Raw genomic sequence first — 17,136 nt, forward strand, 5'->3', positions numbered from 1 at the left:
AAACCCGTGCTGTTCTTCCGGGTAGTACATTACTTCCACATAGTCGCTGGTACCGGCCTCGACGGCTTGCTGGAGCAGGTCGTTTGTCTCTTCGATCGGCACGTTTCGATCGTCCATGCCGTGGAGAGCGAGTAACGGCGTCTCCAACTCGTCGACGAACGAGTTCGGCGATCCGACTCTGTACCGTTCCTGCACGACCGAGTCGTCGCTGTCGGGTGCACCTCCGAACCGGTTGTAGAACCACGTCTCCTCGCCGACTCCCCAGTGAGTAACCCCGTGATCGATGGCCCAGTCGCACCAGGTCCGCCAGTCCCAGATGCCGGCGACGTTGACCGTACAGTCATACGCATTCGACATCGTCGCCAGCGCGTTCGCGAGGAAACCACCGTAACTGATTCCCCACAGTCCGACCCGGTCGGTCGTCTCCGGACGTTCGCGGAGGTAGGATGCGGCCGCCTCGCAGTCCTCGACTTCGACGGTGCCGACGTTTCGGTGTATCGCCTGTTCGAACTCTCTGCCTCTGCCGATACCGCTCCGGAAGTTCAGCTCCATTACCGCGTAGCCGGACGACGCGAGGACGAGGTCGAACGCGTGGACGTGACCGGGGCGTGCAGAGAAGCCGTCGCGCATCTGACTAATCGGGCCGCCGTGGCAGTAGACCACCGACGGGACCTCGCCTCTGTCGTCAATGTCCGGCGGCAGGTAGAGGTAACCGCTTATCTCGGTGCCGTCGGGAGTGTCGAATGTGACCCGTTCGGGCGTCGGCAGTCCCTCGAACCGAGTCGGTTCGGGGTGGGAGGCCGTCACACGTCGCACCGCTTCGGCGGTTGCGTTCGCGACGTGTACGTCGACGGGAGACTGCTGGCCGCCCCGGAGAAACAGTATCCGGTCGCCCGCGGGCGACCACGCCGTCCCAGCGGCATTGCCGCCGATGCCGTCGAACCGCGTTCGCTCGGTCACGCGTCCGTCGACCGTGGTCGCAATCTCGACGTGTCGCTGGCCGATGTCCGCCTCGTTCGTCACGTATGCCAGTCGAGACCCGTCTGGGGAGAACGACGGCGTGTCCATCGCGTCGCCGCGCGCCTCGAACTCGCCAGCCGTCACCTGCACGACGCCCTCTCCGACGAACCCCGGTCGTGACTTCGAGACGGCGCCACGGCGGTCGTCAACGTCCACGAGGTAGACGTGACGGTAGCCCGTCCGTGCGGAGACGACCGCAAGTCGCCCGGACTCGTGGCCGACGGGGTCGTGCGGCAGGAGCAATCCGTCGACGGACTCCGAGAGGATGTCGACGCCGAGTCCGTCGTTCTCGCCGATCCGGACCGACCGGTAGATCCGTTCGGTCCCGTCGGCCGAGTCCTCCGCGTACACGAGATGTCCCTCTCCTACCCAACATAACGCACCCCTGAGGCAGTCGTCGTCCGGACCGGGCACGGCCTGCCAGACGACGTCGTCGGTCTCCGCGTCGAGAACGGCGACCCCGAGCGTCTCTCCCGGCGCGGCGAGCGTTGCGAGGTACCGACCGCTCGGATCCCACTCCAGCGGCGTCCCGAACGCGAAGATATCTGGAACGGCGACGTCGTCGACGCTCCGAACGCCTCCGTCGACGGCGTGAATCCAGACTGACCCGTCGCGAAGGTACGCGACGCTGTCTCCGCTCGGGTGCCACACCGGTACCGAGTTCGTCTGGTTGCTCTGCACGAACGGCGACGTCGACCCCGTCGCCGTGTCGACGAGCAGAAGGTCACCGTCGGAGACAATCATCGCCTCGTCGGCGGTTCCAGGTCGCCACGCGGCGTCAGTCACGTCGGTGGCCGTTGTCTCTGCTGCTGGTTCGTACGTTCCATCGTCGAGACCCACGCCCGTCGTCTCGACGTCGCCGACCGACTGTACGGCGAAGCGCGTCTCGCCGTCGACTGTCCGCAGGTAACCGATTCGGGTCCCGTCGTCGTTCCATATCGGGTCCGCAATCGGCGTTATCGATAGCGCGTCGGCTAGGGTGAATGCCGCCATATTGTCGAACGGAGACGAGACCTAATAAGTGTGTTCGAGGGGTTACTCGTCGACCCAGATGTTGTGCTCGTCCGTGAACAGTTGGGGGTTCTGCGACGGGATGGCGTGTATCTGGAAGTCCTCGACGTGGTCCTTCACCGCCCAGACTCCCTTCGGGTTCCACGCCGGCAATTGGACGCGCTGTTCGATGATCATCTTCTGGATCTCGATGTACAGTTCGCGGCGTCTCTCGCGGTCGGTTGTCTTCCGCGACTCCTCGATCATCTGCATCGCCTCCTCGTCGTTCCAGTAGTGTCCCTGGTTGGCTCCCGCCCCCGAGATGTGGTACATATCGTACATCTGGTAGTCGGGGTCCGGCGACACCGACCATCCGAGCGAGTACATGTTGAAGTCATCCTTGTTCCCCGTCGAGAACTTCTCGAGGAAGGTACCCCAGTCGAGCCGCTGGACCTGGGCCTTGTAGCCGGCCTCCTTGATACCGTTCGCGATGGTGACGCACATGTTCTCGCGGACGTCGTCCGGGGGGCAGAGGATCTTACACGACCAGTTGCCGGGCACGTCGGCCTCTTCGAACAGCGACTTGGCCTTGTCGATGTCCTTGCCGACAGCCATTTGCTCGAACTCATTGATAGGCATGTCCCACGCTTTCGCCGTCGGGATCGGAATCGGCTGGTACTGCCGCACCCCCGCCGGTTCCACGAACTTCTCGACAACTTGGTCCATATCGAAGGTGTAGTCGATGGCCTCGCGCACCTTCGGCTTCGTCGTCTCCCCCTCCTTCAGGTTGAAGGTCATGTAGGTGTACGACAGGGCGGGCGTTTCGGCGATGCGCCCGTCTTGAATGCTCTCGACGGTGGAGAAGAGCTTCGGCGGGATGTCCTGCATGATGGCGCTCTCTCCCGTCTTGAAGTTCGTGACCCGCGTCGTCGACTCGGGTATCGGAACGAACGTCACCTCGTCGAGGTTCGGCTTTGACTCGCCCCAGTAGTCGTCCCATCGCTTGATGGTCGCGAACTCGTTCTCCTTCCACCCGTCGAGCACGAACGGCCCAGACCCGATCGGTTCCTCCCTGCTGAACTTGTCGACGTCGGCCTCGCGGACCGCTTTCGGGACGATCTGCATTGACCCCAGCGAACCTGGGAACGCGCCGTAAGTGTACTCGAGGTCGAACTGGATCGTCGTCTCGTCGACGGCCGTCATGTCGGTGATCATGTTGAACGACGACGCGACCCACGATCCCTCGTCGATGGGTGCCTGGAAGGAGTACATCACGTCTTCGGCCGTCACCGGATCTCCGTTGTGGAACTTGGCGTTGTCGACTATCTCGACGGTCCACCGCTGCCCATCGCGCTCGGGTTCCGGGAGTCCCGCGGCCAAGTCGTCGGGGACGAGTTCGAGCGCGTCGTTGTATGTGTAGAGCGTCGAGAAGAAGTTCTGCCCGACGATCGCCGACGGCACACCCAGTCCTTTCACGGGGTCCCAGTCCGGCGGTGCGCCCGCCTGCGCGACCGTGAGGCTACCACCGACCTTGGACTGCTGGTCCGACTGTTCGGTCTCGTCGCTCTGTGTCGCCGTCGCGTCGGTCGAACCACCGCCCGTATTGGTCGTGTCACCGTCTCCAGACCCCCCTGCACATCCGGCGAGCGCCAATATACCCGCAGTACCTACCGTCTGGAGCGTTCGCCTCCGAGTCAGCGCCGAATCGACATGTTCAGTCTCGTCTTCGACAGCATTGCTACCAATACCCATGAACATACCTAATCCTTAGGCACCATATAGATTACGCAGCGGATGCGACGTCGATTGCAGTTGCGTTGCCATCGACCTGTCCAGCCATGCTGCTTGCTTTCGGTAGCACACTCTAGCGAGGCAAACGCGCGTTGTGGTCTCAGCGACCCCTTCGTCGGTTCGACATCCCTCTTTGGACATCATGTGTCGCGCTTAGTCCTTTCAACCGGATCCCTCATCTCGCAGTAAGCGAACATCTGTTTCCCATAAGCGAACAGCAGTTCGTAGATACGTCGTTGAAGAGCGACGCGAGGAGCCGTCAGTAGAAACGGTGAGCATCAAGACGCCTGGTTCAGACGTCTTGACCGTGTTCCGTCTCTTCTCTCCTCCAATCGGTGAGAGCGAGAGATCAGCGCTGAAAAGCATTCTCTTGGAAACAATTACAGTAATAGAATCGTAATTTTGGGGTCGGGAGAGAGAATAGCTCTGACGGAGAAATCCCGGTCTTCGAATCACCTCCTGGCACCGATTCGGCCGCAATCAGCGCTGTCTACCCCATTTGCTCGCCCCATATCTAGAGGTTCGCTATCGAGAAACACAGCGGTAATTCACGTTGATGAATCGCTGCTGTGTATTCTTCGGATCCCCGACCGAGATGGGGTAGATATGAGCGAAATCGAGGCGTTTTGGAGCGGATTTCTGAGAGTGTATCGGATGCCGACGCGGAATCGGTTGCCGAACGGTGACGCACCACAATACATTTAAGTTGATTCTCGCGTTATGTCAGTCCATGGGGCTGAACACGCCGTTGGGCCAGGACCCGCCCGCTTCTAACACTATCAAGTCCATCCACACGATGTTTCGCATCGTCGAATCACTGAAAACACTCGACGACAAGACGGTCACGAACATCGCCCGCGAGACCGGACTGGCGAAGAGTACCGTCCACAAGCACCTCGCGACGCTCATCGAGGAGAACTGCGTGACGCAGGTGGACGACCAGTACTATCTCGGGGCTCGTTTCCTCGATCTCGGGGGGTTCGTCAGAAACGAGCGGTACGGTTCGGAGATCGTCAAAGACAAGATCAAATCCCTCGCCGAGCAGACCGGACAGGTCGTTCACTTCGTCGTCGAAGAACACGGTCAAGCGGTCGTCATCTACCGTGAGAAGGGCGAGTACGGGGTTCCGAGTCGGTCGCGAGTGGGGAAACGGATGTTTCTCCACCAGACCGCCTACGGAAAGGCCATCCTCGCACACCTCCCCGAGGACCAGATAGACCAGATAATCGACTATTACGGACTCCCCAGCGCGACGCAGCACACGATAACGAACCCGGCCGAGCTCCGTGACGAACTCCAAGAGATACGTGACCGGGGGTACGCCATAAACAGGGAGGAAAGTACCGTCGGTCTGAGTGCCGTGGGCGCTCCGGTGATCCTCGACGACGGTACCGTCTTCGCGGGATGCTCCATCGCGGGCCCGGAGAACGAAATTAAGGATGACCAGATTGACAGCCTCTTGAGCACGGTGAACCAGATCAAACTGGCTCTCACGTACTCCTGAATACAGGAGACGGTCCGCCCGGGGAGCGGTTCAACGAGCGTGCTCCGAACAACCCATCCCCTTTTCGACCCGATTAGTCGGTCTTCCACAGGAGAATAGACGTCTCACGCACCTGACTACCGAATGGCTGGTCGGGTGCGCAAGGATGTTTCGGTCCATAGTAGGAAAGGAATTATATGGGGTGAAGGTGGAAGGGCATAGCATGGATCGCGAGCAGCAGACAGCCATAGTTACCGGTGGAGGGCGCGGACTCGGGCGGCAGATCGCCCTCACACTGGCCGACTGGGGGAGAGACATCGTAATTGCGGACCTCGACCCGGAGGAGATGAACGAGACCGAGCAGATGGTGCGCGACCGAGGTCAGTCGGCCCTCTCCGTTCAGATGGACCTGCGAGACCCGGAGGACGTCACAAGAACCGTAGACGAAGCGCTCGACGAGTTCGGATCCGTCGACGTTCTCATCAACAACGCGGGCATAGCCGGTCCGAATCTCCCGTGCGAGGAGATTACCGTCGAGGAGTGGGACAACACCATCGCCGTGAACCTCCGCGGTGCGTTCCTCATGACTCGGGAGGTAATCCCAGTGATGAAAGATCAAGAGTACGGTCGAATTGTGAACATCAGTTCCGTGACCGGCAAGCGGCCCGTCTCTCAGCGATCCCCCTATGCCGCCTCGAAGTTGGGGCTGGTGGGCTTTACCCGTTCCGTGGCAAGCGAGGTTGGCGAGTACGACATCAACGTGAACGCGGTATGTCCGGGTTCGGTCGAAGGGGAGCGAATCGAACGCGTATTCGAGCGGTACGCCAAGGCACGCGGAACGGACAGCGAGGCGGTAAAGCGAGGGGAGATGGACAAGAGCGCTCGCTGCGAACTCGTCAAGCCGGAGAGTGTCGCAGACGCCGTTGCCTTCCTGTGTTCGTCGCAGTCCGACCAGATGACCGGTCAGGACCTCAACATCTCCGCCGGGAAAGTAATGTACTGAGCGCCGGGAGACGCCGACGCGTCCGAGGAGGTAATCACGTGAACCCGAACGGCCGTTCGCGAGAGCCCGGTTAGCTGACCGTGCGCGCGTTTCTTGAACCGCCGCGACGACAAAGCTAAAGACAGTTGCTTCAGAAGGTGGGAACGTTACTACGGTGAATACACTAATGCCAACGTTCAACCGAAAGCCAATCGAAGGAATCGTCGCGCTCTCGCCGCTGTGTCTCGACGACGACCAGTCGATAGACTACGAGGCCATCCGAGCGAACATCGAGTATCTGGAGGGGCAGGGAGTCCACGGGTTCATTCAACTGTCGAGTATGGGGCAGATCAACGCCCCTTCCGAGGACGAGTTCAAGGAGTTGACCGATGTCTGCGTCGACGCGGCGGACGACATCACCTGCGTCGTCGGCGGGTCCGGAACGAGCCAGCAGGAGGTCGTCCAGCGCGTTACGTACGCGGAACAGGCCGGCGCCGACGGAACAATGGTCGAACTCCCGTACATGCTCCCCATCGAGGAGGAGTGGATCGGACCGTTCTTCAGCGACGTGGACGAGGCCATCGAGGGCGAAATCGCTATCATGGTCTACAACTTCCCGCCGGTCACCGACTGCAACATCACGCCCACCGTCTGGCGGGACGAACTCCTCGACATCGACAGCATCAAAGCCCTCAAAGAGTCGAACATGTCCGTCGGTCACCGAGACGAGGTCATCGCCACGGTCACCGACGACATCAACTTCATCTCGCCGTACGACGCTCCGTTCTGGTACGACTCGATGCGCGGCGGGAAGGGGTTCGTCGGCATCCTCACGTGGGTAGCGCCGAAACTCTTCTTGAAATACTACGAGGAGTGCCGTGACGGGAACCACGACGACCCATGGGTCCGTGAGGCGCACGACAAGATCGTGCGGGCGTTCGGAGACATGAACCGACTCGAGGGGGCACCCATTATGTCTCACGAGTTCGCGGTGCTCAACGAGCTAGCCGAAATCGGTGGCCAGAACGGCGGTCCGCCGCGAAAGCCATACCGACCCCTTAGCGAGGAATCGCGTGCTGCGCTCGAAGACGCCGTCGCTCCTCTCCGCGAGATGGAAGCCGAACTGTAAGGCCAACACGGGAACGAACCGTCCTGTCCCGCTCCCGTCGGTGGCGGAGTCCGTCGTGCCGGACTTCAACCCCTCGACCGTAACGGTCCACACCGACCCACGTATCCGGTGAACGACGTTCGTCGCACGCCGAACTTTCTCAGAGATAAATGTCACTTAGACACGAAAAGATATATAACCCACTCTTGTAGACATTTGTGCATGGTTGACAGCGACCAGTCAGACAGAGGGCGCTCTATCACCGAATCGAACACTGGGGTCTCGCGGCGGCGGTGGCTTCAACTGGGAACCGGTACGGCGGCGGCGACGGTCACCGGCCTGAGTGGTTGTCTCGGCGGTTCCGGCGGCGGAGGAGGGACCGAGGGCGGCGGCGACGGAACGACGGTGGGCAGCAGCAGCGGATCGCTGAGCGGAACGAAAATTCGGTTCCTCACGTACGGGAACCACCTGCCAGCGATGAAGGAACTGGCGAGGTCCTTCGAAGAAGAGACGGGCATCGAGGTCCAACTCGGGACGTTCCAAGACGACTGGAATATCATCTCGAAGCAGAAGGCCGGTGCCAGTGACCTGCAGTTGTTCCAGCTCTCGATGCGAGCGGTCCCTTCCGCGCTGAACGACGAACTCCTCCAGCCCATCCGGACGGAGAACGTCCCACTCCTCGACACACTCTACGACGACTACAAACCAGAGAACACGCCGTGGGAGCCTGAAGCGGGGACGTGGCACGCCGTGCCGAACCATTACGGTGCGAACTGTCTCACGTGGAACACAGAGAAGTGGCCGTACGAGGAGGATCCGACCAGTTGGAAGGATCTCCTGCAACCCGAACTGGAGGGCGAAGTTGGCTTCTCGCAGCGACCGAACTACTGTGTGTGCACCACGTACCTGACGTTCTGGCCAGAGGAACCACGGGAGTTCGAGGCGAACTACGAGTCACGCATCGAGAAGGTGTGGAACTCGCTGGAGAACGATTGGAAACCGCAGGTCGGGACGTGGTTCGAGGGCGGCGGCGCCGCCAGCCAAGGGTTCGCGAACGGTAATGTCACCGCTGGTCACAACTTCTACGTCATCGCCGCGTCTCTCGCCGACGACGGCAACCCGGTTAAGTCGACGATTCCGAAAGAGGGGGGGTACCAGTACATTGACGGATTGGCCGTTCCGCGGGGCGTGCGGGGGAAGAAACGCACCGCCGCGGAGAAGTTCATCAACTACACTCTCAAGCCCGAAATCCGCGAACCGTACCTGAAAGAGGTGCCCACCGCAACGACGTTCCCCATCCCAGAGAAGTACCAGTCGGAAGGCTACAAGCAGAACATCAACGTCGAGTACAAAGACCGTCTGGACATCTTTGATCCGGTGTTCATTGGGAACAAGTCCGACCAGTGGACGACCAAGATACAGGAGATGATCCGTAGCTAGGAACGATTCTCGCGACAGTAACTGTTCGTCGCACGGTATCGAACAGCAAGGTATACAAACCGGAAGTGATTCGTATTCCCATGGCCAGTGCAATCCTCTCTACGGACGGATTGATGAAACAGTACGGTCCCACAGTTGCGGTGGAAGACGTATCATTCGACGTCGCGAGTGGTGAGTTCTTCTCGTTTCTCGGCCCTAGCGGATGTGGGAAGACTACAACGCTCCGAATGATCGCAGGATTCGAGGAGCCAACGGAGGGCGGCATCAAAATCGGCGGCAGCGACGTGACGACCGTCCCACCCCACAAACGGGACGTGGCGATGGTCTTTCAGAACTACGCGCTCTTCCCGAACAAGACTGTGGGCGGCAACGTAGGCTTCGGTCTCAAGATGGAGGGCGTCCCGAAAGAGGAGCGACAGAGTCGCGTCGCCGAGTACTTGGAACTCGTCGACTTGCCTGGTTTTGAGGACCGTCAGCCGGCGAACCTGTCGGGAGGACAACAACAGCGTGTCGCGCTCGCCCGTGCGCTCGTGACTGAACCTGAGATTCTTCTCTTGGACGAACCGCTGTCGAACCTCGACTTGAAACTCCGGAAGACGATGCGCTTCGAGCTGAAGCGCATCCAAGAGGAACTCAACACCACGTTCGTTTACGTCACGCACGATCAAGAGGAAGCCCTCGCCATGAGCGACCGCATCCTGCTAATGAACAACGGAAACATGACGCAGGTAGGGACACCGTCGGAACTGTACAACAACCCAGCGAACGAGTTCGCGGCCGACTTCATCGGCGACACGAACCTGGTCGACGGCGAGGTCATCGCGTCGGATGGTCACTCTGTCGACGTATCGCTGCACGCCCTTGGAACGACCGTATCCAACGTACAGAACTCGACATCGGTCTCGACTGGGGACAGGGTCATCCTGAGCGTCCGTCCCGAGGACATCGACATCTCGCCCGACGAGTCCGAAAGGTCGATACTGGGGACGATCGAGACGAGCGTCTTCTATGGAAAGGTGACGCGGTTCCTCGTCGACGTCCAAGGCGAGGAGATGCTCGTCGAGGTCACTGGACAGCGAACGCACGGGCTGTTCGACGACGGAGATCGCGTCTCGCTCACGTTCGACGTCGACGACGTCGCGCTCTTGGAGGCGTAACGATGAGCGTGAGAGATACGATCAGACGGAAGCTCCCGGCCGTCATGCGCGAGGATGGGACGGTGAGCGGTGTCGTGCCGGACCTTCGGCTCGTTCCCGGTCTGTTCTGGATCATCGTCGTCATGGGCGGGTCGCTGATGACGATGTTCCTTTACAGTTTCGTCGTCGATCCCCTCGCGGGCGACTTTACGGTCACGTTCGAGCACTACCGTCGGTTCCTGAACGAACCGCTGTACCAATCGATCATGGTGGACTCCGTCGTCATCGCGTTGAAGACGACGCTCGGGACGCTCGTCATCGGCTACCCGCTGGCGTACTACATGGTTATCCACAGCGACCACCGCAACCTCCTCCTTTTGCTGGTGATCGCGCCGATCTGGACGAATGAGGTCGTCCGAACCTACGCGTGGATACTGATTCTGAACAGCAACGGCCTCGTCAACTGGGTCCTCGTCGATCTCCTCAGCGTCGTCGACAGCCCGCTCAAACTCATGTTCACCCAGAACGCGGTCGTCATCGGGCTGATACACCCGCTGCTACCGTACATGATTGTCCCCATCGTCGCTGGTCTGATGAGCGTCGACGTCTCCGAGATAGAGGCGGCGAAGAACCTCGGTGCTACCAAGCTTCAGGCCTTCTACGAGGTCACGCTCCCACAGACTACGTCGGGAATCGCGGCGGGAGCTACGTTCGTCTTTGTCCTCTCCTCGGGGGCGTACCTCGCGCCGGTCCTCCTTGGCGGCGCTGAGAACAACATGATCGCGAACTTCATCGGTCTGATGTTCGGACGGGGGCAAAACTGGAACTTCGGGAGCGTGCTCGCAGTGATATACAGCCTCCTCATCGTCGCACTGTTCGTCGTCGTTTCGCGGTTCTCGAACGTCGAAGTATCTGGTACCACCGCTATCGGAGGTGACGAAGAATGAGGCTCTCGCTCAGTGCGCTTCTCGGAACCGTCGACCTCGGCAACCGAACCGCCAGTCGCCTCCTGAAGGGAGTCGCCGGAGCAGTGCTCGTGTTCCTCTACGTCCCGATTCTCGTGGTCGTGATGCTATCGTTCACGCCGCAACAGACACCATCGTTCCCGATGCCCGGCGTCTCCCTCCGGTGGTACGAGGCGCTCGTCACGAACAGCGACCTGATCGATGCGCTCCTGTTCAGCCTCCAGTTGGCAGTGGTGTCGGCGTTCGGTTCCGGACTTGTCGGCTCGCTCGCGGGGTTCGGACTGGTCAGAGGTGATTATCGGAACTCGGTACTGGACGAGTCCACGCTCCGTATGCTGTTCAGCATCCCGATCATCATCCCGTTCATCATCACCGGTATAGGCGGGCTAGTGTTCTTCAACGTGCTCGGTATCTACGGGAGCTGGCCCTCGCTCGTCGTCGGTCACATCCTCATCACGCTACCGTTCACGACGCTCGTCATCGCAGCCGGTCTCGACGGCTTCGACGAGTCCCTCGAAGAGGCGGCGAAGAACCTCGGCGCGACGCAGGTGCGGGCGTACCTTGAGGTAACGCTCCCGACGATACTGCCGAGCATCGTCGCGGCGATGCTGTTTGCGTTCATCCTCTCGTTCAACAACTTCATCCAGACGTTCTTCTGGCTCAGCTTTGGCGACCAGACGCTCCCGGTCGTCATCTACGCCCTCGTCCAGCGGACGTACGACCCGACGCTCAACGCCATCGGTGCGGTCATTATCGTCGGTTCGCTTGCACTCACCATCGCTGCCGAACGCCTCTCCGGCCGCGTCGTCTCCTGACGACGGCCTCCATACCGTCGGGGAACTACGTTTCGAACCTGACTGCGCAGACGCCAGAGGGTACGCTCACTCTGTCACGTCGAGGTGTACCTGTTCCTCGACGACGTGCGACTCCACGTCACCGACGAGCGACGTGTCCAACGGGAGGTCGACAGCCGAACCGTTCTGTTCCGTCTCATCCGAGAACGTTGCCGCGTCCAGTTCGCCGAGGCCGTCGAAGTAGCACTCCACGACACCGTCGTACGTCTCGTGTCCGTCAACCGGCTCCGCGGTCGTGAGCTTTCGGAGGCTGGACGGTCGTTCGAGTATCCCACCGCGGAAGCACTCGTCCACGAACGCCTCGTGACTCACTCCCTCACATCGAGAGACGACGGCGACAAGCTTTAGTTTCGGCCCGTCGCTACGCGGGTCGTTGTACCTGACCGTCTCCGTTACCAGACAGCGGTCTGCGCGCTTCTCGAAGTTCGCCACGTCTTCGATAGCCGGCGTATCGCTCTCGGGACCGAGGACCGACTCGAACGCCCCGACGGTGTCGAAGTATAGTTCTGCGATACCGTCGTACCGACTCCGGTCGGGTGTCACGGGAACCGCGGTCCGGTACCGACGGAGTCCGGGGAGTTCCTTCGCCAGCGGAACGTGCTCGTTCAGCCAGTAGTCGCGGAACTCGTCGTGGCTCATGTCGTCGCGTCTGACGATGAACGATTGTAACTTAATCACGTCTGATACCCGTCCGAGGGCGACGTAAATCTGTCCCCGTGGACGACGGTCCGAACGCCGACAGGCCCCCGGGCGCGCGGCGTCACCGCCCGGTACGCCCCGGTTTCGGTCATCGCACGACCCGGGCCACCATTTGCGTACCGCGCCCCGTCACGACGCGTCTGTACCCGGTGAGTGCCTCGTCGAGTGATTCGTCCCCCGTGTCGACGCGCAGCGAGTCACCACCGAGCGAGAGGAGTTTCTCCTCCGTCGCGACGACGGTGACGTTGTCGGCGCCGACCGCCTCGATGACGCGCGCGCTCAGTTGTTGGTTGCCGCGCCCGAAGACGAAACCCTGGCCGCCGATGACGCCGACGACGATGTGGGCGGGGACTCCATCGAGGAGGTCCAGCAACTCGCGTTCGTTCAGGTCTCTCCCGACGAGTTCGCCGTCGCGGACGACGTCGACGCCGAGGAGGGTGTAGTCCAGACCGAGGTGGGTCAGTATCCCCTTGGTCGTCGTGCCGGGACCGATGACGTAGGCCGTGCCTTCCTCCATCGAGTTGGCGACCGCGCCGGCGATAGCGCGCTTGCTCGCCGTCTCATCACCCGCGCCCCGCGACTTTGGACTCTGCACAAGTCGCTCCTCCTGCGGGACCGCGAGGTACCCGTAGAGCGTCGCTGAGAGCCTGTCGTCGCGGAATGCTTCCTCGTCGATATCCATCACCTCGCGGAGTTGCGGCTCCGCTGTCTCGCCGCCCAGGAAGGACGCCACGAGTTCGCCAGCCGCCTCGGGCGTCGGGCTGAAGACGGCTGAGTATATTTTGACGCCAGCGGGGACTCCGACCACCGGCACGGCGTCGCCAACGGCGTCGTACACGTCCCTCGCCGTGCCGTCGCCGCCGGCGAAGAGGAGGACGTCGACACCGGAGTTGACGAGTTCCGAGGCGACTGCCTTCGTGTCTGCGGCCGTGGTTGAGTCGGCGTCGATGTCTCCGACCACAGTCGGGTCGAATCCGCACTCCTCGGCGACGGCCTCGCCCATCGGTCCCGGTCCGCTGACCAGACTCGGCGACAGCGACTCCTCGTTGAGTGCACCAGTGAGTTCTCGGAGGGCACTCGCGGCGCGTCCCGGAGAGATGGGGTCGGCTCCCAACTCACGAGCCCGTTCGAGGACCTCCTCGGAGTCTGTTCCTTTGAGTCCGACTCGCCCACCCATCCCGGCGATGGGGTTGACGAGGAATCCGACGGTGTTCGTCATACCCGTCGTTCGTCGGGAACCGACAAGAAACGTCGGGAGACATCGCAAGGGAGAGCGATACACAGAGAAAGAGATAAATGGGACCCATCAGACACCACGTACATGGTAACACACTCGACAGAGCCCGGTGAGTTGCGATTCCTGACCCGCGACGACGTGAACGAGGCGCTTGACCCCGCCTCGTGTCTGGAACGCGTCGAGCAGACCTTCCGGTGGGTTGGCGAGGGCGTCGTCCAACAGTCGAACCCGTTCGACCTCGATGTCTCCTCCGCCGACGACGAGTACGGCATCGGGATGGTCCAGTCGTTCCCCTCCTACATCGAACCGATCGACGCGGCGGGTCACAAGTGGCTGGGATACATCGAGCGAAACGCGGAACGGGGGCTTCCGACGATCAACGCGGTCGACGTCCTCAGTGACGCGGAGACGTCGCTCCCCGTCGCCATCATGGAGGGACAGTCGGTGACGGCGATGCGGACGGCCGGTCACGCCGCGGTCGGCGCGAAGTTCCTCGCCCGAGAGGACTCCTCGACGGTCACGATAGTCGGGTGCGGCGACCAGGGCCGAACCCACCTCCTGATGATGGCCGAACTGTTCGACCTCGAATCCGTTCGAGCGTGTGACATCGACGACGAGATCAGGAATGCGTTCGTCGACGAGATGTCGGAGCAAGTCGACGCCGACGTAGTCGCTACGCCGACGCCGAAGAGGCCGTCGCGGGCACCGACATCATCTGCACGGTCACGTCGGCGACCCGACCCATCGTGAGAGAGGAATGGGTCGAACCCGGGACGCACGTCGCCGCGACGGCAGGGTTCTACGACCTTGAACCCACGCTCAGTAGCGAGGCCGACAAGTGGGTGGTCGGATACTACGACCGCGACCTGGGTTGGATCGAAGGCGAACACGAGGACAACTGGACGGCGGAGGGCTACGACGTCGAGGAGACTGACATCCACGCCGACCTCATCGAGGTGATGAACGGCGAGCGTCCTGGACGGGAGTCACCCGACGAGCGCACGGTCATGACTCACAAGGGGATGCCGGCTCTCGACACTGCGGCGATGGACCTCGTCTACGACCGCGCCGTCGAGGCGGGACTGGGTTCGACCATCAGACTCTTCTGAACGGTCCCTCACCATCGCAACGACTATGTGACGATGGCCCATCTCGTTACTCGATGACACAGAGAGAGTCGTCTCCGCTGCGAGAGCCGTACGGGCTCGTTGGCGGCGGAGCCGAGCGAGAGGCGTCGAACGAAGAGACGACGGAAGTTCACGACCCCGCGACCGGCGACGTACTCACCACCGTTCCGGCCGGGACCCGAGCAGACCTCGACCGCGCCGTCGAGTCCGCGACCGAGGGGTTCGATCGGTGGCGTCGGCTCGAACCGAAAGAGCGGGGCCGACTCCTGCGTCGGGTCGCCGACCGGATTCTCGACGAAGAGGAGCGACTCGCGACCATCGAGACGCTGGAGAACGGGCGTCCCCTCGAAGACGCGCGCGGTCAGGTCCGTCGGTGCGCACGCCACTTCGAGTACTACGCTGGCATCGCAGACAAAGTGCAGGGCGAGCAGATTCCGCTCGGGGACGGCTACGTCGACTATACAATCCGGGAACCGCTCGGGGTGACCGGCCACATCGTACCGTGGAACGTCCCGATCTACCTGTTCGGGCGGAGCGTCGCACCCGCGCTGGCGGCGGGGAACAGCGCGGTCGTCAAACCGGCCAACCTCACGCCGGTGGGCGGACTCGAAGTCGGACGACTCGCGAACGAAGTGCTTCCGGAGGGGGTCCTCAACGTCGTCTCCGGTGCGGGGTCCGTCGTCGGCGACGAACTCTCTGCCCACGACGACGTCGAACACATCGTCTTCACCGGCTCCGGTGAGACCGGCGTTCACGTCGGGCGGAACGCCGCAGACGCGATATCCGACGTCGTCCTCGAACTCGGCGGGAAGAGCCCACTCGTGGTGTACCCTGACGCCGACGTCGACGATGCCGTCACGGAGACGGTTCGGGGGATATTCACCGGCGCGGGACAGATCTGTTCGGCCAGTTCGCGCGCCATCGTCCACGAGGACGTTCACGACGAATACGTCGACGAACTCGTCGACCGAGTAGAGTCGTTCGACATCGGCCCCGGCCTCGAGAACCCCGACATGGGGCCGCTGGTCTCGAAGTCGCACCTCGAAGATGTCTTACGGTACGTCGAACTCGGACGGACCGAGGTGGGCGACCCCGTCGTCGGCGGGAAACGGATCGACCGCCCCGGCTACTTCCTCGAACCGACCGTCTTCGACGACGTTCCCAACGACGCGCGAATCGCACAGGAGGAGATATTCGGCCCGGTCTTGACGGTAACTACGTTCTCCGACGAGGCGGAGGCAGTCAAGTTGGCGAACGACGTAGAGTACGGTCTCGTCGCCGGCGTCATGACGAACGACGTGGAGCGGGCACACCGGTTCGCGCGCGACGTCGACGCAGGTCAAATATACGTCAACGAGTGGTTCGCTGGAGGTAACGAAACGCCGTTCGGCGGATTCAAAAAGAGCGGTGTCGGTCGCGACAACGGCGTGCAGGCGATACACAACTTCACGCAGATAAAGAACGTCTGTCTGAAGATCGAGTGACGATTCGCTCAACCGCTCACTCGTCGAGTCCGAGCATTCGGACGTCTTCGGACCGTCTCTGAACTCGGTAGTTCTCGTCGCCGTGGTTCAGGATCGATCTCTCCGAGGGGACGAGTTCCCCGGATGCCGCGTCGCGGAGGCGCCGCGCGGACGGCCGACGTCGAAGGCGGGTGACGTCGCCGCCGCCGCCCCGTTCGACGACTCGCCTACTCGAGGTTGCTGTACACCCGTTCGTCGCTGTGCGGGAATACTTCGACGAGGTTCCCCCACGGGTCGCGGCAGTAGATCAGCGTGAGGTCGTCGTCCTCGCTGTTGACGCCCCACTCCTCGGAGTAGGCGTCGCCGCCGTGTTCCTCGATTCGCTCGGCGAGACCCGACACGTCGGGATCGATGATGGAGACGTGGAAGAGCCCCGGTTCTCTCGGGTCGGGGTCGTTGTCGCCCTCGGTCGACTCGAACTCGAACAGTTCGAAGCCTATCTGGTTACCCGTCGAGAGGTGTGCAATCTTCATAGTGTCGAAGTCGCCAAGGAGATCGGAAACTTGTCGTCCGAAGTACCCCTCGTTTTCGAGCGTGGTCGGTCCCATCACGACGTTGAATCCGAACACCTTCTGATACCACTCCGTCGCCTCCTCGATGTCGGAGACGGTGAGCCCTACGTGCGCGAGTCCGCGCGGGTACGGTCGGTCAGACATACCAGGTTTGTCAACACGTCGCGCTCAAAAATACATTTCGGTGACGGATATTCGCGGACCGCCGACGTTCGGTCCGTTTCGGACCGCTCTGCGGGCCCCCGGCGATGACCGCGGCGGGCCGAAGC

13 protein-coding genes and 1 pseudogene are annotated in these 17,136 nt (G+C 61.7%); 9 read left to right on the forward strand and 5 right to left on the reverse strand.

Annotation, left to right across the window (positions count from 1 at the left end):
• Positions 1-2,013 (reverse strand): prolyl oligopeptidase family serine peptidase (locus GJ632_RS00980; RefSeq protein WP_191451691.1); only part of this gene is annotated, 2,013 nt, incomplete at its 3' end.
• A 42-nt stretch (positions 2,014-2,055) separates the two neighbouring features.
• Positions 2,056-3,663, reverse strand: a complete 1,608-nt coding sequence (locus tag GJ632_RS00985) for an ABC transporter substrate-binding protein (protein WP_197427786.1) — start codon at positions 3,661-3,663, stop codon at positions 2,056-2,058.
• 868 nt (positions 3,664-4,531) lie between these two features.
• Between GJ632_RS00985 and GJ632_RS00990 the strand changes: the two genes are divergently transcribed.
• The 7 genes from GJ632_RS00990 to GJ632_RS01020 all read left to right on the forward strand — a co-directional run bounded on the left by GJ632_RS00990 (position 4,532) and on the right by GJ632_RS01020 (position 11,730).
• On the forward strand, positions 4,532-5,305 hold the full coding sequence (locus tag GJ632_RS00990) for an IclR family transcriptional regulator (RefSeq protein ID WP_191451695.1): 774 nt from the start codon (positions 4,532-4,534) through the stop codon (positions 5,303-5,305).
• 202 nt (positions 5,306-5,507) lie between these two features.
• Positions 5,508-6,287 (forward strand): SDR family NAD(P)-dependent oxidoreductase, encoded by a 780-nt coding sequence (locus GJ632_RS00995; RefSeq protein WP_191451698.1) that lies wholly within the window; start codon positions 5,508-5,510, stop codon positions 6,285-6,287.
• A 166-nt stretch (positions 6,288-6,453) separates the two neighbouring features.
• Positions 6,454-7,395 (forward strand): dihydrodipicolinate synthase family protein, encoded by a 942-nt coding sequence (locus GJ632_RS01000; protein ID WP_191451700.1) that lies wholly within the window; start codon positions 6,454-6,456, stop codon positions 7,393-7,395.
• Between the two features lie 201 nt (positions 7,396-7,596).
• Positions 7,597-8,814: a PotD/PotF family extracellular solute-binding protein gene (locus tag GJ632_RS01005; protein ID WP_191451702.1), complete on the forward strand. Its 1,218-nt coding sequence runs from the start codon at positions 7,597-7,599 to the stop codon at positions 8,812-8,814.
• Positions 8,815-8,894: 80 nt separating this feature from the next.
• The gene (locus GJ632_RS01010) at positions 8,895-9,971 is read left to right on the forward strand and encodes an ABC transporter ATP-binding protein (protein ID WP_197427787.1); all 1,077 of its coding nucleotides are present in this window, start codon (positions 8,895-8,897) and stop codon (positions 9,969-9,971) included.
• A gap of 122 nt (positions 9,972-10,093) precedes the next feature.
• Positions 10,094-10,897, forward strand: coding sequence for an ABC transporter permease (locus GJ632_RS01015; RefSeq protein WP_197427788.1), 804 nt, complete (start codon positions 10,094-10,096; stop codon positions 10,895-10,897).
• Positions 10,894-11,730, forward strand: coding sequence for an ABC transporter permease (locus GJ632_RS01020; RefSeq protein WP_191451706.1), 837 nt, complete (start codon positions 10,894-10,896; stop codon positions 11,728-11,730). Before GJ632_RS01015 ends, GJ632_RS01020 begins: the two co-directional genes overlap by 4 nt.
• A gap of 66 nt (positions 11,731-11,796) precedes the next feature.
• Here GJ632_RS01020 and GJ632_RS01025 read toward each other — a convergent pair whose 3' ends face one another.
• Together GJ632_RS01025 and GJ632_RS01030 are read right to left on the reverse strand one after the other, a co-directional pair.
• Positions 11,797-12,447, reverse strand: coding sequence for an EthD family reductase (locus GJ632_RS01025; protein ID WP_191451707.1), 651 nt, complete (start codon positions 12,445-12,447; stop codon positions 11,797-11,799).
• A gap of 109 nt (positions 12,448-12,556) precedes the next feature.
• Complete coding sequence (locus GJ632_RS01030; RefSeq protein ID WP_191451709.1) at positions 12,557-13,687, reverse strand: ATP-NAD kinase family protein; 1,131 nt, start codon at positions 13,685-13,687, stop codon at positions 12,557-12,559.
• Between the two features lie 102 nt (positions 13,688-13,789).
• On the opposite strand from GJ632_RS01030, the pseudogene GJ632_RS22755 reads away from it, so the two are divergent.
• Positions 13,790-14,814, forward strand: a pseudogene (locus GJ632_RS22755) (ornithine cyclodeaminase family protein).
• 53 nt (positions 14,815-14,867) lie between these two features.
• Positions 14,868-16,316, forward strand: coding sequence for an aldehyde dehydrogenase (locus GJ632_RS01045; protein WP_191451714.1), 1,449 nt, complete (start codon positions 14,868-14,870; stop codon positions 16,314-16,316).
• 206 nt (positions 16,317-16,522) lie between these two features.
• Here the strand turns inward: GJ632_RS01045 and GJ632_RS01050 are convergent, their stop codons facing one another.
• Positions 16,523-17,011 carry a VOC family protein gene (locus GJ632_RS01050; protein ID WP_191451716.1) on the reverse strand — a complete coding sequence of 163 codons (489 nt, stop codon included), beginning with the start codon at positions 17,009-17,011 and terminating at the stop codon, positions 16,523-16,525.
• Positions 17,012-17,136: the final 125 nt, after the last annotated feature.

It is taken from the genome of Halogeometricum sp. CBA1124 (genome assembly GCF_009741955.1).
Lineage (GTDB): Archaea > Halobacteriota > Halobacteria > Halobacteriales > Haloferacaceae > Halogeometricum > Halogeometricum rufum.

What these genes read in the sequence shown, in the direction of transcription:
- GJ632_RS00990 (WP_191451695.1), top strand. Translation starts at nt 4,532, where the DNA reads ATGGGGCTGAACACGCCGTTGGGCCAGGACCCGCCCGCTTCTAACACT.
- GJ632_RS00995 (WP_191451698.1), top strand. Translation starts at nt 5,508, where the DNA reads ATGGATCGCGAGCAGCAGACAGCCATAGTTACCGGTGGAGGGCGCGGA.
- GJ632_RS01000 (WP_191451700.1), top strand. Translation starts at nt 6,454, where the DNA reads ATGCCAACGTTCAACCGAAAGCCAATCGAAGGAATCGTCGCGCTCTCG.
- GJ632_RS01005 (WP_191451702.1), top strand. Translation starts at nt 7,597, where the DNA reads ATGGTTGACAGCGACCAGTCAGACAGAGGGCGCTCTATCACCGAATCG.
- GJ632_RS01010 (WP_197427787.1), top strand. Translation starts at nt 8,895, where the DNA reads ATGGCCAGTGCAATCCTCTCTACGGACGGATTGATGAAACAGTACGGT.
- GJ632_RS01015 (WP_197427788.1), top strand. Translation starts at nt 10,094, where the DNA reads ATGGGCGGGTCGCTGATGACGATGTTCCTTTACAGTTTCGTCGTCGAT.
- GJ632_RS01020 (WP_191451706.1), top strand. Translation starts at nt 10,894, where the DNA reads ATGAGGCTCTCGCTCAGTGCGCTTCTCGGAACCGTCGACCTCGGCAAC.
- GJ632_RS01030 (WP_191451709.1), bottom strand. Translation starts at nt 13,687, where the DNA reads ATGACGAACACCGTCGGATTCCTCGTCAACCCCATCGCCGGGATGGGT.
- GJ632_RS01045 (WP_191451714.1), top strand. Translation starts at nt 14,868, where the DNA reads ATGACACAGAGAGAGTCGTCTCCGCTGCGAGAGCCGTACGGGCTCGTT.
- GJ632_RS01050 (WP_191451716.1), bottom strand. Translation starts at nt 17,011, where the DNA reads ATGTCTGACCGACCGTACCCGCGCGGACTCGCGCACGTAGGGCTCACC.